We start from the raw sequence: 17922 nt of genomic DNA on the forward strand, positions 1-17922 counted from the left end.
GAAGTGAAACGCCGTAGCGCCGATGGTAGTGTGGGGTCTCCCCATGCGAGAGTAGGGAACTGCCAGGCATCAAATAAGTGAAGAAGCCCATCCTGACGGATGGGCTTTTTTGCGTTCTGAAAGGGGGATGCACCGCCGGATGGCAGCTTCGCCTTATCCGGCCTACAAGGTGCGTGCTTTCTCTAACCACCGCAAAATGAAGGCAGAAATCTGCGATACATCATTAAGATCCAAAACGGGTACCGCTACGGCAAGTGGAATATCACTGGCAACCGCAATAACATGCTCATCAAGAATTAATTCTTCCTCGCTGTTCCCACATCCCTGACGAAAAAGTAAGATCTTCGCAACTGCTTCGTGTTTAAACCCTTCTACCAGCACCAGATCCAGTTTTGATGCATCCATCCGACTCACCAGCCATGCCAGATCCAACTCTTCTTGCTCCGGCGTTTCCGTCATTAACGCCCAGCGCTGCTGACTGGCAACCAGCGTCTGTGCCGCCCCGGCTTTACGCAGCTCGTAGCTATCTTTACCCGGCTTATCGACATCCATATCATGATGGGTATGCTTAATCAGCCCTGGCCGAATACCGTGCGCACAAAGTGCTGGGATCAGTTTTTTCAGCAGTGTTGTTTTTCCCGTGCCGCTCCACGCGGCAATGGCGAGTAGCGGTATCATGGTCTCTTTTGCCATTGCGCGAGTTCCTCCGGCGTGTTGACGTTCACAAATGCCTCCTTACAATCGCTGAAATCAACGGCGTGTCCGCCTACCTGGCGCATAAAAATCATTACCCGCCGCTCGCCTGCTTGCAAATAATCTGCCAACTGGGGCTCAACGGCACGATTAATCAACGCGATCGTTGGATGATCGCGTTCTCCATCATGAACCCAAACCACGGGTGCGCCATGACGCTGCGCTGCTAAACGATCGACCAGGTTGTGGGGGATACAGGGATTGTCACAGGGACAAAACAGAAACCAGTCGCCTGCTACCTGCTGAAAAACGGAAAGCATACCCGCCAGCGGACCGGGAAAGTCAGCGATTGAATCCGGAATGACTTTCAGGCCGCTGGCCTGGTAGATATCCAGATGGCGATTAGCACTAATGACGACCGTAGCAAGTTGTGGCGCGAGCGCGTCGGCAACGTGTCGCCAGAGCGGTTTCCCGTCCAGTTCAAGCAAACCTTTATCCGCACCTCCCATCCGCCGGGCTTTACCGCCTGCCAGCACCACGCCGGTTATTACTTCATCCAGATTCACCGATATCGCCTCTTTTATTGTGGGATTGACCCTGCTACCGTGTCTGTATCAAGAATAAGGAGCACAGCTATGAAATGTAAACGCCTGAATGAAGTCATTGAACTCCTCCAGCCAGCCTGGCAGAAAGAGCCTGATCTTAATCTGACGCAATTTTTGCAGAAACTGGCGAAAGAGTCAGGTTTTGACGGCAAACTGGAAGATTTAACTGATGATATCCTGATCTACCATCTGAAAATGCGCGATTCCGCCAAAGACGCCGCCATTCCAGGGATTCAAAAAGACTATGAAGAGGACTTTAAAACGGCGCTTTTACGCGCCCGCGGCGTTATTAAAGAGTAAAACCTTGTAAGCGGCGCCACCGAAATCGTCACGAAATGATATCCTGAATCATTCGTAGTATTTTCCGGATGATGGGATGAACGACAACGCTTTTACTTTCCAGACGCTACACCCGGAAACCATCATGGATGCGCTGTTTGAACAGGGGATCAGGGTGGATTCCGGGCTGACTCCACTAAACAGTTATGAAAACCGCGTCTATCAGTTTCAGGATGAAGACCGTCGACGTTTTGTCGTTAAGTTTTATCGTCCTGAACGCTGGTCTGTTGATCAAATTCGGGAAGAACACCAATTCGCGCTTGAACTGGTGAAGGATGAGGTTCCGGTTGCTGCTCCGCTCGCGTTTAATGGCCAGACGCTGTTAGCGCATCAGGGCTATCATTATGCCATTTTCCCCAGCGTAGGCGGTCGTCAGTTTGAAGCAGACAATATTGATCAGATGGAGGCGGTAGGGCGTTATCTTGGTCGATTGCATCAGACGGGGCGAAAACGTCCTTTCACTTTCCGGCCTGACATTGGGCTTGCAGAGTATCTTTTTGAACCTCGTCAGGTATTCGAAGATGCCGCACTGATTCCCTCCGGGCAAAAAGCGGCTTTCCTGAAAGCCACTGATACTCTACTGTCTGCAGTTACCGAATGCTGGCGCACCGATTTCGCCACGCTGCGATTGCACGGCGATTGTCATGCCGGCAACATTCTATGGCGTGATGGACCGCTGTTTGTCGATTTAGATGATGCCCGTAACGGTCCGGCGATACAGGATTTATGGATGCTGCTGAACGGCGACAAAGCCGAACAGCGAATGCAGCTTGAAACCATTATTGAAGCTTATGAAGAAGTTAGTGAGTTCGATACGGCTGAAATTGGCCTCATTGAACCTTTACGTGCCATGCGTTTAGTTTATTATCTTGCCTGGTTGATTCGTCGTTGGGGCGATCCTGCGTTTCCAAAAAACTTTCCCTGGTTAACAGGGGAAGATTACTGGCAGCGACAGACAACGACTTTTATTGAGCAGACTAAAATTTTGCACGAACCCCCTTTACAATTAACGCCAATGTATTAATCGGAGAGAGTTGATCATGAAAAAGATTTGGCTGGCGCTGGCTGGTATGGTTTTAGCTTTTAGCGCCTCGGCAGCACAGATCAGCGACGGTAAACAGTATATCACGCTGGATAAACCGGTCGCTGGCGAACCCCAGGTACTGGAGTTTTTCTCCTTCTACTGCCCACATTGTTATCAGTTTGAAGAAGTGCTTCATGTGTCTGACAATGTGAAGAAAAAGCTGCCGGAAGGCACCAAAATGACCAAGTACCACGTTGAGTTCCTGGGGCCGTTGGGCAAGGAGCTCACCCAGGCATGGGCGGTGGCGATGGCGTTGGGTGTAGAAGATAAAGTCACGGTCCCGCTGTTTGAAGCCGTACAGAAAACCCAGACAGTACAATCTGCCGCGGATATCCGTAAAGTGTTCGTTGATGCGGGCGTCAAAGGCGAAGATTACGATGCGGCATGGAACAGCTTCGTGGTGAAATCACTGGTTGCGCAACAGGAGAAGGCCGCGGCTGACCTGCAACTGCAGGGCGTTCCGGCGATGTTCGTCAATGGCAAATATCAGATTAACCCACAAGGCATGGATACCAGCAGCATGGATGTTTTTGTTCAGCAGTATGCTGATACCGTGAAATATTTGGTTGATAAAAAATAAAAAGAACGCCGGTCACTGACCGGCGTTTTTATAAGATGTTTTAATCTCTTCTATCTGTATATCTTTCTTATCCCACAGCGTATTAAGCCAACGTTGAAAACGGCGTTTGAATGTTTTGTCGTTCACGTAATCGCCGTGCAGTTCTTCATTTATGGGTTCCAGTTGCACCCGAATAACAATACGCGTCAGCCTACCGCTTAGCATATCGTAGAAGGGGTGACTATCGTTGTTTGGGTAACACAACGTAATATTAAGCAGCTTATCGAACTGTGAGCCTAAAACATTAATCGCCATTGCAATCCCGGCTGCTTTTGGCGGCAACAGATGTTGATAAGGTGAATGCGTTTGCTGACGTTTCTCATGCGTAAATCGCGAGCCTTCAACAAAGTTAACGATAGTGGTGGGATACCGACGAAACTTTTCGCAAGAGCGACGAGTTGTTTCAACATCTTTGCCGCGTCGATCGGGGTGGCGGAGCAGGTAGCTACGGGAGTAGCGCTTCATAAACGGCATATCTAATGCCCAGCACGCCAGGCCAATGAACGGCACCCAGGCCAATTGCTGTTTAAGAAAGTACTTATTCATTGGGATATGCTTGCGGAACAGAACGCAAAGCACAACGATATCGGCCCAGCTACGATGATTACAAATCAGTAAATACCAATTTTTCTTGCTCAGCCCTTCTAACCCTTCTACATCCCATTGCAAGTGCGGATTAAGGCGTAACAGCGCTGCAAGACCAGCACACCAGCAATACATCATGAAATTGCAGAAAATGGAGACCTTGCGCCAGATACCGGGAACAGGCAAAAGGAGCTTTACCATACCGGCAATGATGATCGGTACTGAGCAAACAATAGTGACCAGGATGGTCAATACGATACTCAATGGGAGCGTGATAGCCGCGAGTATTCTCGTCATAATAAATTATTCAAAAGTTAGCCATAAACGGTGCGCGAAAAGGGCGCAAGAGGCTGATTCTATCAGAAAACGATGCTAATGATGGCACTGAGTGAAATAGAAACACTCGTAACAACTATCCACATTATGATAACGGCATGAATCAGATAATCAGAAAAACGTGATGTTAACAACTCATTGAAAATAATGGGTAATTATTAAGAGGAGAAGGCTATCGCGCTGATTTTAAAGTAATGGTAAGAATTTACACACAAAGTTATCCACAGGTTTTTTTGCGAGCGATCCTGAAGATCGACAAAACTTTTCCGCAAATGCGGCGAAAAACTCAAGTTTTCCTCCTGTATGTGGCATCCTTTAACCATAATCTGTTAAACAGGCACGGACATTATGGTTCAGATCCCAGAAAATCCACTTATTCTCGTAGATGGCTCATCCTATCTCTATCGCGCCTATCATGCGTTTCCGCCGTTAACCAACAGCGCGGGAGAACCTACGGGCGCAATGTATGGTGTCCTCAACATGTTGCGCAGCCTGATCATGCAGTATCAGCCGACGCATGCTGCGGTGGTGTTTGACGCCAAAGGAAAAACCTTCCGTGATGAGCTCTTTGAACATTACAAATCGCATCGCCCTCCGATGCCGGATGATCTGCGTGCGCAAATAGAGCCGTTACATGCCATGGTTAAAGCCATGGGGTTACCTCTGCTGGCGGTCTCTGGCGTAGAAGCGGATGACGTTATCGGTACACTGGCGCGAGAAGCGGAGAAGGTGGGGCGTCCGGTATTAATCAGCACCGGCGATAAAGATATGGCACAGTTGGTGACGCCGAATATTACGCTGATCAACACCATGACTAACACCATCCTCGGCCCGGATGAAGTCGTTAATAAGTACGGTGTGCCGCCTGAGCTGATTATCGACTTTCTGGCGCTGATGGGGGACTCCTCGGATAATATTCCAGGCGTACCTGGCGTGGGTGAGAAGACGGCGCAAGCTTTGCTTCAGGGATTGGGCGGCCTGGATACGCTGTACGCCGAGCCGGAAAAAATTGCCGGTCTCACTTTCCGCGGCGCCAAAACGATGGCCGCTAAATTAGCGCAGAATAAAGACGTAGCGTACCTGTCTTATAAACTCGCCACCATTAAAACGGATGTTGAACTGGAGCTGACCTGCGAACAGCTTGAAGTACAGCAGCCGATTGCGGATGAACTGCTGGGCCTGTTTAAAAAATATGAGTTTAAGCGTTGGACGGCGGACGTTGAGTCCGGCAAATGGCTACAGGCAAAGGGCGCGAAACCGGCGGCCAAACCGCAGGAAACGGTCGTTATTGATGAATCGCCCAGCGAACCGGCAGCGGCGCTCTCTTATGAAAATTATGTCACTATTCTGGACGACGTTACGCTGGAAAGCTGGATTGAAAAGCTGAAAAAAGCGCCAGTTTTTGCTTTCGACACGGAGACCGACAGCCTGGATAATATCGCCGCCAACCTGGTGGGCCTCTCGTTTGCCATCGAACCTGGCGTTGCCGCGTATGTACCTGTCGCGCATGATTATCTGGACGCTCCGGATCAAATTTCCCGCCAGCGTGCTCTGGAACTGCTGAAGCCGCTGCTGGAAGATGAAAAAGTGCGCAAAGTGGGGCAAAACCTCAAGTACGATCGCGGCGTCTTGCAAAATTACGGTATTGAGCTGCGCGGTATCGCCTTCGATACCATGCTTGAGTCTTACATTCTGAACAGCGTCGCCGGACGCCATGATATGGACAGCTTGTCCGATCGTTGGCTGAAGCACAAAACTATCACCTTTGAAGACATTGCCGGTAAAGGTAAAAACCAGCTCACCTTTAACCAGATCGCACTGGAGGAAGCGGGGCGCTATGCGGCAGAAGATGCGGATGTCACGTTACAGTTGCATCTCAAAATGTGGCCAGAGCTCCAGCAGCACAAAGGCCCGCTGAATGTTTTCGAAAACATCGAAATGCCGCTGGTGCCGGTGCTGTCACGCGTTGAGCGCAATGGCGTAAAAATCGATCCTGCCGTCCTGCACAAACATTCGGAAGAAATCACACTACGTCTGGCGGAACTGGAAAAGAAAGCGCATGACATTGCGGGCGAGGCGTTCAACCTGTCCTCAACGAAGCAGTTGCAGACCATCCTGTTTGAAAAGCAGGGTATTAAGCCGCTGAAGAAAACGCCTGGCGGCGCGCCGTCAACGTCGGAAGAGGTGCTGGAGGAGCTGGCGCTGGACTATCCGCTGCCGAAAGTGATTCTGGAGTATCGTGGTCTGGCGAAGCTAAAATCCACCTATACCGATAAGCTGCCGCTGATGATTAACCCGAAAACCGGGCGCGTCCACACCTCCTATCATCAGGCGGTAACGGCGACGGGACGTTTATCGTCCACCGATCCGAACCTGCAAAATATTCCGGTGCGCAATGAAGAAGGCCGCCGCATTCGTCAGGCATTTATTGCGCCTGAGGATTATCTCATCGTATCTGCGGACTATTCACAGATTGAGCTGCGTATTATGGCGCATCTTTCCCGTGATAAAGGACTGCTTACGGCGTTCGCCGAAGGGAAGGATATTCACCGCGCAACGGCGGCGGAAGTCTTTGGCTTGCCGCTGGATAGCGTGACCGGGGAACAGCGCCGAAGTGCGAAAGCCATTAACTTTGGCCTGATTTACGGGATGAGCGCCTTCGGTCTTTCTTGCCAGCTTAATATTCCGCGTAAAGAGGCGCAGAAGTATATGGATCTCTACTTCGAACGCTACCCTGGCGTGCTGGAATATATGGAGCGCACACGCGCTCAGGCAAAAGAACAAGGTTATGTGGAAACGCTGGAGGGACGCCGCCTTTACCTGCCGGATATTAAATCCAGCAACGCGGCGCGGCGCGCGGGGGCGGAACGCGCGGCGATCAATGCTCCCATGCAAGGAACGGCTGCCGATATCATCAAGCGCGCCATGATTGCCGTCGATGCCTGGCTACAGGCCGAGCAGCCGCGCGTGCGGATGATTATGCAGGTACACGATGAATTAGTGTTCGAGGTGCATAAAGACGACTTAGATGCGGTATCAAAACGTATCCATCAGTTGATGGAAAACTGCACGCGTATTGATGTGCCGTTGCTGGTGGAAGTCGGTAGCGGAGAAAATTGGGATCAAGCGCACTAAGCATTTAAGGAATAACGCGCTTTTTTCGTAATTAAGCAACATAAGCACGGGGGTTTTGTGATGGGCATTAGAATTCCCTATGTAAAGAATGAAAAAAAATTACGAAAAGGTCTTTCTGTGTTGCTCAAAAAAGAGTAAAGTTATTCACGTAGGGTACAGAGGTAAGATGTTCTATCTTTCAGACCTTTTACTTCACGTAATCGGATTTGGCTGAATATTTTAGCCGCCCCAGTCAGTTTATGACTGGGGCGTTTTTTATTGGACGTAAGAAAAGTTTCGCTCGCACCGTAGGCCGGATAAGACGCGCAGCGGCGCCATCCGGCATAGCGGATGATTATTCCCCGTCCTGAATCTCTTCGACCGGTGCCAGTTCGCTAAACCAGCTATCCAGCTTCTGACGTAACTTATCCACGCCCTGCTTTTTCAGCGAGGAAAACGCTTCTACCTGCACATCGCCATTAAAAGCCAGCACGGCTTCACGTACCATATTCAACTGCGCCTTGCGCGCGCCGCTGGCCAGTTTGTCCGCTTTGGTCAGCAGAACCAGAACCTGGATATTGCTCTCTACAGCCCACTGGATCATCTGTTGGTCGAGGTCTTTCAACGGATGGCGGATATCCATTAAAACGACTAAGCCCTGTAGGCTTTGACGTTTCTCCAGATATTCCCCCAGCGCGCGTTGCCACTTGCGTTTCATCTCTTCCGGGACTTCCGCGTAGCCATAGCCCGGCAGGTCGACCAACCGTTTGCCATCTACGACTTCAAACAGGTTAATCAATTGGGTACGGCCCGGCGTTTTAGAGGTGCGCGCCAGGCTTTTTTGGTTGGTCAATGTGTTCAGGGCGCTGGATTTGCCTGCATTGGAACGGCCAGCAAAAGCCACTTCAATTCCGCAATCGGAAGGTAAATGGCGAATATCAGGCGCACTCATCACAAAATGCGTCTGTTGATAATTCAGGTTAGTCAAAGCGGTCGTCTCCGTCAGTCAAAGCATTGTGGCGATTATACCTGAACGCCAGCAAAAGACGGATTTTTCGGCGCGGCGGTGCTGTAAGTAAAAGCCATACGCTTTGTGAGACATTGTCCATTGCACTTATGCGACATGACAGAGTCGTTGTCAGGCTCAAAGCCAGTTAATATAGTTAAATCATGAATTTATAGAAAGGTAATTGTCTGAAAAAAAGGGATTTGCCGTGTCGGTATCTTGTGAGTTTACCCCAAAAGAGTAAAGTAATGCACATAGCGAGGACGCTAACAGGATCAACGACTCAGGATGAGGGTCAGGAGCGCCAGGAGGCGAAGACACAGGATTGTCAGGAAGACAAACGTCCGGAGACGTTAGTAAAAGGAAATGGAAACAACATGGAATGTTCCAGGCTAAGGGAAAAACAGGGCGTGTTGATAGCCAACAGGGATGGTGGAACCCGTTAAGGGTCGTGAGTCAAGAAAAAAGGCGGCAGATTACTCTGTCGCCTTTTTTCTTTGCTTGCTTTCTGCTAGATTCCGCCTCAATTCTATACTGAATAAAACGGCTTAAAGATCTGACATCATGAAAAAACCAACCTCTGCACCGCGCAGTAAAGCCTTTGGCAAACAGCGTCGTAAAACGCGTGAAGAGTTAAACCAGGAGGCGCGCGACCGTAAACGCCTGAAAAAACATCGCGGTCATGCGCCGGGAAGTCGCGCGGCGGGCGGCAATTCCGCTTCGGGCGGCGGCAATCAGAATCAACAAAAAGATCCACGTATTGGCAGTAAAACACCTGTTCCATTGGGCGTGACTGAAAAAGTGACCCAACAGCATAAACCGAAAAGTGAGAAACCTATGCTTTCACCGCAGGCGGAGTTGGATTTACTGGAAACGGATGAGCGCCTGGATGCGCTGTTAGAACGTCTGGAAGCGGGCGAAACCCTGAGTGCGGAAGATCAAGCCTGGGTAGATGCCAAACTGGATCGTATTGATGAACTGATGCAGAAGCTTGGTCTGTCTTACGATGACGACGAAGAAGACGACGAAGAGGACGAGAAGCAGGAAGATATGATGCGCCTGCTAAGAGGCGGCAACTAACGGGTTTACACCGTGGGCTTGCCCGTCCTGCTTATAACCCTTCCGGTTATATGTTATCTGGTGTGGTTATTCGTTAAACTACAGCGATTGTCGCGGCGACAGAAATGGCTGCGCAGCCGGCTTGCCGCCCGTCATGGCGTGAAGCCGGTACGCCGTACCCGCCAGAGACGCCATCGGAAGGAGTGAGCATGTCTGAACAGCAAATAGACTGGGATCTGGCCCTGATCCAGAAATATAACTATTCCGGGCCACGATATACCTCGTACCCAACCGCGCTGGAGTTTTCTGAAGACTTCGAGGACGCCGCATTCTTGCAGGCTGTGGCGCGTTATCCTGAACGTCCGCTCTCGCTGTATGTGCATATCCCGTTTTGTCACAAGTTGTGTTATTTCTGCGGCTGCAACAAGATTGTCACCCGCCAACAGCATAAAGCTGACCAGTATCTTGACGCGCTTGAGCAGGAAATTCGTCATCGCGCGCCGCTGTTTGCAGACCGTCATGTCAGCCAGCTTCACTGGGGCGGCGGTACGCCTACTTACCTGAATAAAGCGCAAATCAGCCGCTTAATGACGCTGTTGCGTGAAAATTTCCACTTTAATACCGACGCGGAAATCTCGATCGAAGTCGATCCCCGTGAAATTGAGCTGGATGTGCTCGATCATTTACGTGCGGAAGGTTTTAACCGCCTGAGTATGGGGGTGCAGGACTTTAATAAAGAGGTGCAGCGCCTGGTTAACCGCGAGCAGGATGAAGAATTCATCTTTGCGCTGCTTAATCACGCCCGCGATATCGGCTTTACCTCGACCAATATCGATTTGATCTACGGTCTACCGAAACAGACGCCGGAAAGCTTCGCTTTCACGCTGAAGCGTGTGACGGAACTGAACCCCGATCGTTTGAGCGTCTTTAACTATGCGCATCTGCCAACGCTTTTTGCCGCCCAGCGTAAAATTAAAGATGCCGATTTACCCAGCGCGCAGCAGAAACTGGATATTTTGCAGGAGACGATCGTATCGCTTACTCAGGCTGGTTATCAGTTTATCGGGATGGACCATTTTGCCCGTCCGGACGACGAACTGGCCGTCGCGCAGCGCGAAGGCGTGCTGCACCGTAATTTTCAGGGCTATACGACCCAGGGCGATACCGATCTGCTGGGGATGGGGGTTTCTGCTATCAGCATGATTGGCGATGGCTACATGCAGAACCAGAAAGAGCTGAAGCGTTATTACCAGCAAGTGGATGAGCGGGGCAATGCGCTATGGCGTGGTATTACGCTGACCCGTGATGATTGCATTCGTCGCGATGTTATCAAAGCGCTGATTTGTAACTTCCGCCTGGATTTTAACGCTGTCGAACAACAGTGGGGTTTGCATTTCGCTGAGTATTTTGCCGAAGATTTGCAGTTACTGTCGCCGCTGGCAAAAGATGGGCTGGTGGATATTAGCGAGAAGGGAATTCAGGTGACGGCGAAAGGTCGTTTGCTGATCCGCAATATCTGCATGTGCTTTGACGCGTATCTGCGCCAGAAAGCGCGGATGCAGCAGTTCTCGCGCGTCATTTAGCCGGGTTGCCCGGTGGCGCTGCGCTTACCGGGCCTACACGTTGCGACAACCTGTAGGCCGGATAAGCATTAGCGCCATCCGGCACATTGTCAGCTGAACAGTCCCACCAGCGCGGCACACAATACGGCGGCTAGCGCAGTTTGTGGCGTGTGGCTGTCGACCGCTCCACTCGATACCAGATTAATAATAGATTCTAACATAATGAATCCCCCCGTTTGCCGGGCATGATCATACTGAACTCATCGGAACAGTAAAGCGCAAAATAGCAGCGTTTTGCGCTCAATTATTAATCTTTACACTCGCGGGTAATGCTTACTCCATTCCCAGCTCTTTCAACTTCCGCGTTAGGGTGTTTCGCCCCCAACCGAGCAGCCTGGCGGCTTCCTGTTTATGACCCTGCGTATGGCGTAACGCCGTGGTCAGTAGCGTTCTTTCCAGTTCTGGCTGCGCTTCAGAAAGCAGGTTTTGATGACCGGATCGCAAGGCGCGGTCCGCCCATTGCGCCAGTAATGTAGCCCAGCTATCCGGCGGCAGGTGGGACGGGCTATCCGGCGCCGAGGCTTCAAACAGTTCGCCCGGTAAATCCTGGATCAATACCTCCTGTCCGGCGGCCATGACGGTGAGCCAGCGGCAGGTATTTTCTAACTGACGCACGTTACCAGGCCATGCCAGGCGCGTTAACGCCGTTTCGGTTTCCGGATGTAATAATTTGGCTTCCACGCCTAATTCACGGGCGGCGACCTGCAAAAAATGGCGCGCCAGGCGCGGAATATCCTCACGGCGCTCGCGCAACGGCGGAAGATGGATACGAATCACGTTCAGGCGGTGGAACAGGTCTTCGCGGAATTTCCCTTCCTGAACGCGTCGTTCGAGGTTCTGGTGGGTGGCGGCGATAATGCGCACATCCACTTTTACCGGCGCGTACCCGCCCACGCGGTAGAACTGTCCGTCAGCCAGCACGCGTAACAGACGAGTCTGGACATCCAGCGGCATATCGCCAATTTCGTCCAGAAACAGCGTGCCGCCGTCAGCCTGCTCGAAACGGCCCTGCCGGATGGTATTCGCCCCGGTAAAAGCGCCTTTCTCATGGCCAAACAGTTCGGATTCAATCAAATCTTTCGGGATGGCCGCCATATTGAGCGCGATAAACGGCGCTTTGGCGCGCGGGCTATGACGATGTAGCGCATGGGCGACCAGTTCTTTACCAGTTCCTGATTCGCCGTTAATCAACACGCTAATCGAAGAACGCGACAGCCGACCAATAATGCGAAACACATCCTGCATGGCGGGCGCTTCGCCTATCATGTCTGTTGTCGGGCCGTTAACCTCGATATTACGCGGTTGCTGCTGCTCCTGATAGTGGCTAATCGCGCGCTCGACCAGAGCGACGGCTTCATCAATATCAAACGGTTTAGGCAGATAATCAAACGCCCCCTGCTGATAGGCGCTCACGGCGGCATCTAAATCGGAATGCGCGGTCATAATGATGACCGGAAGCATCGGGTGACGCTGTTTAATCTGCTTTAATAGCGCCAGCCCGTCCATTCCCGGCATTCGGATATCCGACAGCAAGACGTCCGGCGTTTTACTGGCCAGCGCAGCCAGTACTTCATTACCATTCTCAAAGGTGGTACAGGTCAACCCTGCCCCGGCGAGAGCACGCTCAAGCACCCAACGGATGGAACTATCATCATCGACGACCCAGACTATTCCTCGTTGCATAAACTCCTCTATTTCCGAATCGGCAGGTAAACCGAAAACTCGGTATGCCCCGGCCAACTGGTAAATTCAATTTTGCCGGCGTGTTGATCGATAAGATTGCGGGCGATAGATAACCCAAGCCCGGTGCCGCCTTCGCGACCGCTGACCATCGGGTAGAACAGCGTATCCTGTAAATGGGGAGGAATGCCCGGCCCATTGTCTTCAACGTCTATACGCGCCGCCAGGCGATAGCGTTCGCCATGCAGCGTTAACTGGAAGGCGGTACGGGTACGCAGCGTAATTTCGCCGCCATCCGGCCCCAGCGCCTGCAAGGCATTGCGGACAATATTCAGCAGTACTTGCTCAATTTGTTCCGGGTCATGCGGCAGTTCTGGCAGACTGGGGTCGTAATCGCGGATAAGCCGGACATTATCCGGCAGTTCCATCGACACCAGCGCCACCACGCGCTCCGCGACTTTATGTATGCTCTCGGTAATGTGCATTCCCGGGTGCTGCGGCCCCAGCAAACGATCGACAAGGTTGCGTAGTCTGTCGGCCTGTTCAATGATGACTTTGGTATATTCCATTAGCGCCGGGTCGGGCAGCGCCTTGCTGAGTAGCTGCGCCGCGCCGCGCAGGCCGCCGAGCGGATTTTTGATTTCGTGCGCCAGACCGCGCACCAGATCGCGGGCGGCGATTTGCTGCGCGTGCTGCAACTGCTCCTGACTCAGACGACGCTGGTTATCCATCGGCGCCATTTCGAGCAGTATAAAATCGTCGGGCAGACGTTGGGCGGTCAAAGAGAGAATATGCGAGCGACTATCAATCACCAGCGTCACTTCGTTATCGGTAAAGCCTTGCCCTGCCGCTAAACTTTCGCGCATCAGGTCAATGTTTAACGAAAAATAGCTCAACAGTTCAGGTAACGGCGTCCCGAACAGTTTGCGTGAGCTTTGCGCGAGCAACTGCTGCGCGGCAGGGTTGGCGTAATGGATTGCCAGCGCGTCGTCGACCACCAGCACGCTGTTGATTAACGAATTGAGGATCTGCCCAGCATCGGGCTGTATGCCGCTTGCCATTCAGCAGTCTCCTGGAAAAGGTTGCACCATTTTAGTGCATTATAGCTTTTTACCACTAAAAAGCGCGTGAGATCAGATTGTTGGTGGAGAAAAAAGCCCATCCTGGGATGGGCTGAAAGTTTCCACGGCAACTCAAAAACTCCTGACGCCTTTCACGCTGCTGCTGCGTTGGCTGCCTTCGCTTACCCCAGTCTCATCGCTATCTATGCTCCTGGGGATGTGCTCAGTTGCCGCCTTGCAGCAACGCGAAATTCGTCGGATCTTTAATATACGATTAAACGCTGTAGTACAGCTCAAACTCTACCGGGTGCGGGGTCATACGCACGCGGTCATCTTCTTCGCGACGCAGCGCAATATACGCATCGATCGCTTCATCCGTGAACACGCCGCCTGCTTTCAGGAACTCGCGGTCCAGGTCCAGCGCGTTCAGCGCTTCTTCCAGAGAACCCGCTACCTGTGGGATCTCTTTCGCTTCTTCCGGCGGCAGGTCATACAGGTTTTTGTCCATGGCTTCGCCCGGGTGAATCTTATTCTTAATCCCGTCCAGACCGGCCATCAGCAGGGCGGCAAAGCACAGATATGGGTTAGCCGCCGGGTCCGGGAAGCGAACTTCGATACGGCGCGCTTTCGGAGACGCCACCACCGGAATACGGATGGAGGCGGAACGGTTACGGGCGGAGTAGGCCAGCATCACCGGCGCTTCGTAACCCGGGACCAGACGCTTGTAGGAGTTGGTGGTCGGGTTCGCCAGGGCGTTGATGGCTTTGGCGTGTTTGATGACGCCGCCGATGTAGTACAGCGCCTGCTCAGACAGACCGGCATATTTGTCGCCAGAGAACAGGTTGGTGCCGTTCTTCGCCAGCGACATGTGGCAGTGCATACCGGAACCGTTATCGCCGAACATCGGTTTTGGCATAAAGGTCGCGGTCTTACCGAAGCGGTGAGCCACGTTATGCACGACATATTTGTAAATCTGAATTTCGTCGGCTTTTTTGGTCATGGTGTTAAAGCGGGTCGCCACTTCGTTCTGACCTGCGGTCGCTACTTCGTGGTGGTGCGCTTCAACGACCAGGCCCATCTGCTCCATGACCAGACACATTTCAGAACGGATATCCTGCGCGGAGTCGACTGGCGGAACCGGGAAATAACCGCCTTTCACGCCCGGACGATGGCCTTTGTTGCCGCCTTCGTACTTGGTAGAGGAGTTCCAGGCGCCTTCAATATCGTCAATCGCAACATGTGAGCCGGAGATAGATGCGCCGAAGCGGATGTCGTCGAACAGGAAGAATTCAGGTTCCGGCCCAAACAGGACGGTATCGGCGATACCGGTCGCGCGCAGGTAGTCTTCCGCACGTTTTGCGATGGAACGTGGGTCACGGTCATAACCTTGCAGAGTGCCAGGCTCCAGGATGTCGCAACGGATAATCAGGGTAGAGTCCGCGAAGAACGGGTCGATAACCGCAGTGGACGCATCGGGCATCAGCACCATGTCGGATTCGTTAATGCCTTTCCAGCCGCCGATAGAGGAGCCGTCAAACATTTTGCCTTCTTCAAAGAATTCGGCATTTACCTGATGAGCAGGAATCGTGACGTGCTGTTCTTTGCCTTTGGTATCGGTGAAGCGCAGATCGACAAACTTCACTTCGTGCTCGTTCAGCATCGTCAAAACGTGTTCAGCGGACATACTTGTACTCTCCCGGATTGGTCATGGTCGGTCGTCGTGGTAACGAGATCTTCAATTCTGCTGGCCGTGTCGCCGTAAAAATATAAAGCGAAATCTGTGCCAACTTTCACATTGCCCCCAAAAGGCGTTATCATGCGCACCATCGTGCAAAAGGGCTGCACCACGGTGACTATGTTGCACCAAAATAGTGCTTCAATGTGAACATTAAGCACCACATTGGTGCAATAGAACGCAAGCCACCCTTTTAACGCTCCGTGAAAGCGATCACAAAGAGACTCTGCAATACTTGTTTGCGGAGGATGTTTGTGATCCTGTTTTGTAGTGCGATTAATCCGTGTACAATAACGCGCTATTTCTAATGCCTGAGGCAAAGTTGTGATCGAAAATTTGCGTAACATCGCCATCATCGCGCACGTTGACCATGGTAAAACTACCCTGGTTGATAAGCTGCTCCAGCAATCCGGTACGTTCGACGCGCGTGCCGAAACTCAAGAGCGAGTGATGGACTCCAACGATTTGGAGAAAGAGCGTGGTATTACTATCCTCGCTAAAAACACCGCTATTAAATGGAATGATTACCGTATCAACATCGTTGATACTCCCGGGCACGCTGACTTCGGTGGTGAAGTAGAGCGCGTCATGTCCATGGTTGACTCTGTGCTGCTGGTGGTTGACGCATTTGACGGCCCGATGCCGCAAACGCGCTTCGTGACCAAAAAAGCCTTTGCTCATGGCCTGAAACCTATTGTGGTTATCAACAAGGTTGACCGTCCTGGCGCGCGCCCTGACTGGGTTGTTGACCAGGTATTCGACCTGTTTGTTAACCTCGACGCGACCGACGAACAGCTGGACTTCCCGATCATCTACGCTTCGGCGCTGAACGGTATCGCGGGTCTGGACCACGAAGATATGGCGGAAGACATGACCCCGCTGTATCAGGCGATCGTTGATCATGTTCCGGCGCCGGACGTTGACCTCGATGGTCCGTTGCAGATGCAGATCTCCCAGCTGGACTACAACAACTATGTTGGCGTTATCGGCATTGGCCGTATCAAACGCGGCAAAGTGAAGCCGAACCAGCAGGTCACTATCATCGATAGTGAAGGGAAAACCCGTAACGCGAAAGTAGGTAAAGTGCTGACGCATCTGGGTCTGGAGCGTATCGACAGCGATATCGCCGAAGCGGGCGATATCATTGCGATCACCGGTCTGGGCGAGCTGAACATTTCCGACACCATCTGCGACCCGCAGAACGTTGAAGCGCTGCCGGCGCTGTCCGTTGATGAGCCGACCGTGTCTATGTTCTTCTGCGTTAACACCTCGCCGTTCTGCGGTAAAGAAGGTAAGTTTGTGACTTCTCGTCAGATTCTTGACCGTCTGAACAAAGAGCTGGTGCATAACGTGGCGTTGCGCGTTGAAGAAACCGAAGATGCGGATGCGTTCCGTGTATCCGGTCGTGGCGAACTGCACCTGTCCGTGCTGATTGAAAATATGCGTCGTGAAGGTTTCGAACTGGCGGTTTCCCGTCCGAAAGTTATCTTCCGTGAAATCGACGGTCGTAAACAAGAGCCGTACGAAAACGTGACGCTGGACGTCGAAGAGCAGCACCAGGGGTCTGTCATGCAGGCGCTGGGCGAGCGTAAAGGCGACCTGAAAAACATGAATCCGGACGGTAAAGGCCGCGTACGTCTCGACTACGTGATCCCAAGCCGTGGGCTGATTGGTTTCCGTTCAGAATTTATGACCATGACTTCCGGTACGGGTCTGCTGTACTCCACCTTCAGCCATTACGACGATATTCGTCCGGGTGAAGTGGGCCAGCGTCAGAACGGCGTACTGATCTCCAACGGTCAGGGTAAAGCGGTGGCGTTTGCGCTGTTCGGTTTGCAGGATCGCGGTAAGCTGTTCCTGGGTCACGGCGCGGAAGTTTACGAAGGCCAGATTATTGGTATTCACAGTCGCTCCAACGACCTGACGGTAAACTGCCTGACCGGTAAGAAACTGACCAACATGCGTGCGTCCGGTACGGATGAAGCGGTGATTCTGGTTCCGCCAATTAAAATGAGCCTTGAGCAAGCGCTGGAGTTCATTGATGACGACGAACTGGTAGAAGTCACCCCAACCTCTATCCGTATCCGTAAACGTCACCTGACGGAAAACGATCGCCGCCGTGCGAACCGTGGTCAGAAAGAAGAGTAATTAACGTTCTTACGGATAAAAACCCTGTCGAAATGAAAACTCGGCGGGGTTTTTTTATTCACATTGATAAAGAGATAAGGTTGCCAAAAAATCAGCAATCGCTGGCGTATTATGCCGACCAATGACAATGGTCAGCGAGCGAAGCTTTGGCAGATCTTCATCGGTTAAAATTAAATTAATGAGCTGTTCCTGGGTTAATTCATTGTCCCAATCAATATTAAATCGCTTATTCATTT

16 protein-coding genes and 2 pseudogenes are annotated in these 17922 nt (G+C 51.9%); 8 read left to right on the forward strand and 10 right to left on the reverse strand.

From position 1 onward, the window contains the following. Positions 1-162 precede the first annotated feature (162 nt). Complete coding sequence (gene mobB, locus ACLJRH_RS20140) at positions 163-678, reverse strand: molybdopterin-guanine dinucleotide biosynthesis protein MobB (RefSeq protein WP_023892294.1); 516 nt, start codon at positions 676-678, stop codon at positions 163-165. Further along, positions 675-1259: a molybdenum cofactor guanylyltransferase MobA gene (mobA, locus tag ACLJRH_RS20145; RefSeq protein WP_023137054.1), complete on the reverse strand. Its 585-nt coding sequence runs from the start codon at positions 1257-1259 to the stop codon at positions 675-677. Before mobA ends, mobB begins: the two co-directional genes overlap by 4 nt. Before the next feature lie 69 nt (positions 1260-1328). Here mobA and ACLJRH_RS20150 point away from each other — a divergent pair, with 69 nt between their 5' ends. The 3 genes from ACLJRH_RS20150 to dsbA all read left to right on the forward strand — a co-directional run bounded on the left by ACLJRH_RS20150 (position 1329) and on the right by dsbA (position 3301). Then, the gene (locus ACLJRH_RS20150) at positions 1329-1598 is read left to right on the forward strand and encodes a YihD family protein (protein WP_000649858.1); all 270 of its coding nucleotides are present in this window, start codon (positions 1329-1331) and stop codon (positions 1596-1598) included. Positions 1599-1674: 76 nt separating this feature from the next. Next, positions 1675-2661 carry a serine/threonine protein kinase gene (locus tag ACLJRH_RS20155; protein WP_000999264.1) on the forward strand — a complete coding sequence of 329 codons (987 nt, stop codon included), beginning with the start codon at positions 1675-1677 and terminating at the stop codon, positions 2659-2661. A gap of 16 nt (positions 2662-2677) precedes the next feature. Further along, complete coding sequence (gene dsbA, locus ACLJRH_RS20160) at positions 2678-3301, forward strand: thiol:disulfide interchange protein DsbA (RefSeq protein ID WP_000725364.1); 624 nt, start codon at positions 2678-2680, stop codon at positions 3299-3301. Positions 3302-3313: 12 nt separating this feature from the next. Here the strand turns inward: dsbA and ACLJRH_RS20165 are convergent, their stop codons facing one another. Continuing rightward, positions 3314-4222, reverse strand: coding sequence for an acyltransferase (locus ACLJRH_RS20165; RefSeq protein ID WP_000196891.1), 909 nt, complete (start codon positions 4220-4222; stop codon positions 3314-3316). 387 nt (positions 4223-4609) lie between these two features. Here ACLJRH_RS20165 and polA point away from each other — a divergent pair, with 387 nt between their 5' ends. Next, positions 4610-7396 carry a DNA polymerase I gene (gene polA / locus ACLJRH_RS20170; RefSeq protein WP_023137055.1) on the forward strand — a complete coding sequence of 929 codons (2787 nt, stop codon included), beginning with the start codon at positions 4610-4612 and terminating at the stop codon, positions 7394-7396. 334 nt (positions 7397-7730) lie between these two features. On the opposite strand, the gene yihA is transcribed toward polA, so the two are convergent. Then, positions 7731-8363, reverse strand: coding sequence for a ribosome biogenesis GTP-binding protein YihA/YsxC (gene yihA, locus ACLJRH_RS20175; RefSeq protein ID WP_000183327.1), 633 nt, complete (start codon positions 8361-8363; stop codon positions 7731-7733). A gap of 239 nt (positions 8364-8602) precedes the next feature. On the opposite strand from yihA, the gene ACLJRH_RS20180 reads away from it, so the two are divergent. From ACLJRH_RS20180 to hemN, 3 genes are all read left to right on the forward strand, one after another. Next, positions 8603-8827 carry a hypothetical protein gene (locus ACLJRH_RS20180; protein ID WP_001541209.1) on the forward strand — a complete coding sequence of 75 codons (225 nt, stop codon included), beginning with the start codon at positions 8603-8605 and terminating at the stop codon, positions 8825-8827. A gap of 118 nt (positions 8828-8945) precedes the next feature. Next, positions 8946-9461 carry a Der GTPase-activating protein YihI gene (gene yihI, locus ACLJRH_RS20185; protein WP_000743292.1) on the forward strand — a complete coding sequence of 172 codons (516 nt, stop codon included), beginning with the start codon at positions 8946-8948 and terminating at the stop codon, positions 9459-9461. A 188-nt stretch (positions 9462-9649) separates the two neighbouring features. Beyond that, positions 9650-11023 (forward strand): oxygen-independent coproporphyrinogen III oxidase, encoded by a 1374-nt coding sequence (hemN, locus tag ACLJRH_RS20190; RefSeq protein WP_000003520.1) that lies wholly within the window; start codon positions 9650-9652, stop codon positions 11021-11023. Between the two features lie 89 nt (positions 11024-11112). On the opposite strand, the gene ACLJRH_RS20195 is transcribed toward hemN, so the two are convergent. The 4 genes from ACLJRH_RS20195 to glnA form a co-directional block, all read right to left on the reverse strand. Further along, on the reverse strand, positions 11113-11223 hold the full coding sequence (locus ACLJRH_RS20195) for a YshB family small membrane protein (RefSeq protein WP_001578131.1): 111 nt from the start codon (positions 11221-11223) through the stop codon (positions 11113-11115). A gap of 112 nt (positions 11224-11335) precedes the next feature. Then, a complete protein-coding gene (glnG, locus tag ACLJRH_RS20200; protein WP_001188782.1) occupies positions 11336-12745 on the reverse strand; it encodes a nitrogen regulation protein NR(I) in 1410 nt (469 codons plus the stop codon). An 8-nt stretch (positions 12746-12753) separates the two neighbouring features. Then, positions 12754-13803: a nitrogen regulation protein NR(II) gene (gene glnL, locus ACLJRH_RS20205; protein WP_000146189.1), complete on the reverse strand. Its 1050-nt coding sequence runs from the start codon at positions 13801-13803 to the stop codon at positions 12754-12756. A gap of 274 nt (positions 13804-14077) precedes the next feature. After that, the gene (glnA, locus tag ACLJRH_RS20210) at positions 14078-15487 is read right to left on the reverse strand and encodes a glutamate--ammonia ligase (protein WP_001271699.1); all 1410 of its coding nucleotides are present in this window, start codon (positions 15485-15487) and stop codon (positions 14078-14080) included. 375 nt (positions 15488-15862) lie between these two features. On the opposite strand from glnA, the gene typA reads away from it, so the two are divergent. Next, entirely contained in the window at positions 15863-17686 is a 1824-nt protein-coding gene (gene typA, locus ACLJRH_RS20215; protein ID WP_000572064.1) for a ribosome-dependent GTPase TypA, read from the forward strand. A gap of 54 nt (positions 17687-17740) precedes the next feature. Here the strand turns inward: typA and ACLJRH_RS20220 are convergent. Both ACLJRH_RS20220 and ACLJRH_RS20225 read right to left on the reverse strand, forming a co-directional pair. Next, positions 17741-17812 (reverse strand): annotated as a pseudogene (locus ACLJRH_RS20220) (hypothetical protein); the annotation flags it as partial. After that, positions 17813-17920, reverse strand: a pseudogene (locus ACLJRH_RS20225) (cytoplasmic protein); the annotation flags it as partial. Positions 17921-17922 lie beyond the last annotated feature (2 nt).

This window comes from Salmonella sp. SAL04162 (genome assembly GCF_046551535.1).
Taxonomy (GTDB): Bacteria; Pseudomonadota; Gammaproteobacteria; order Enterobacterales; family Enterobacteriaceae; genus Salmonella; species Salmonella enterica.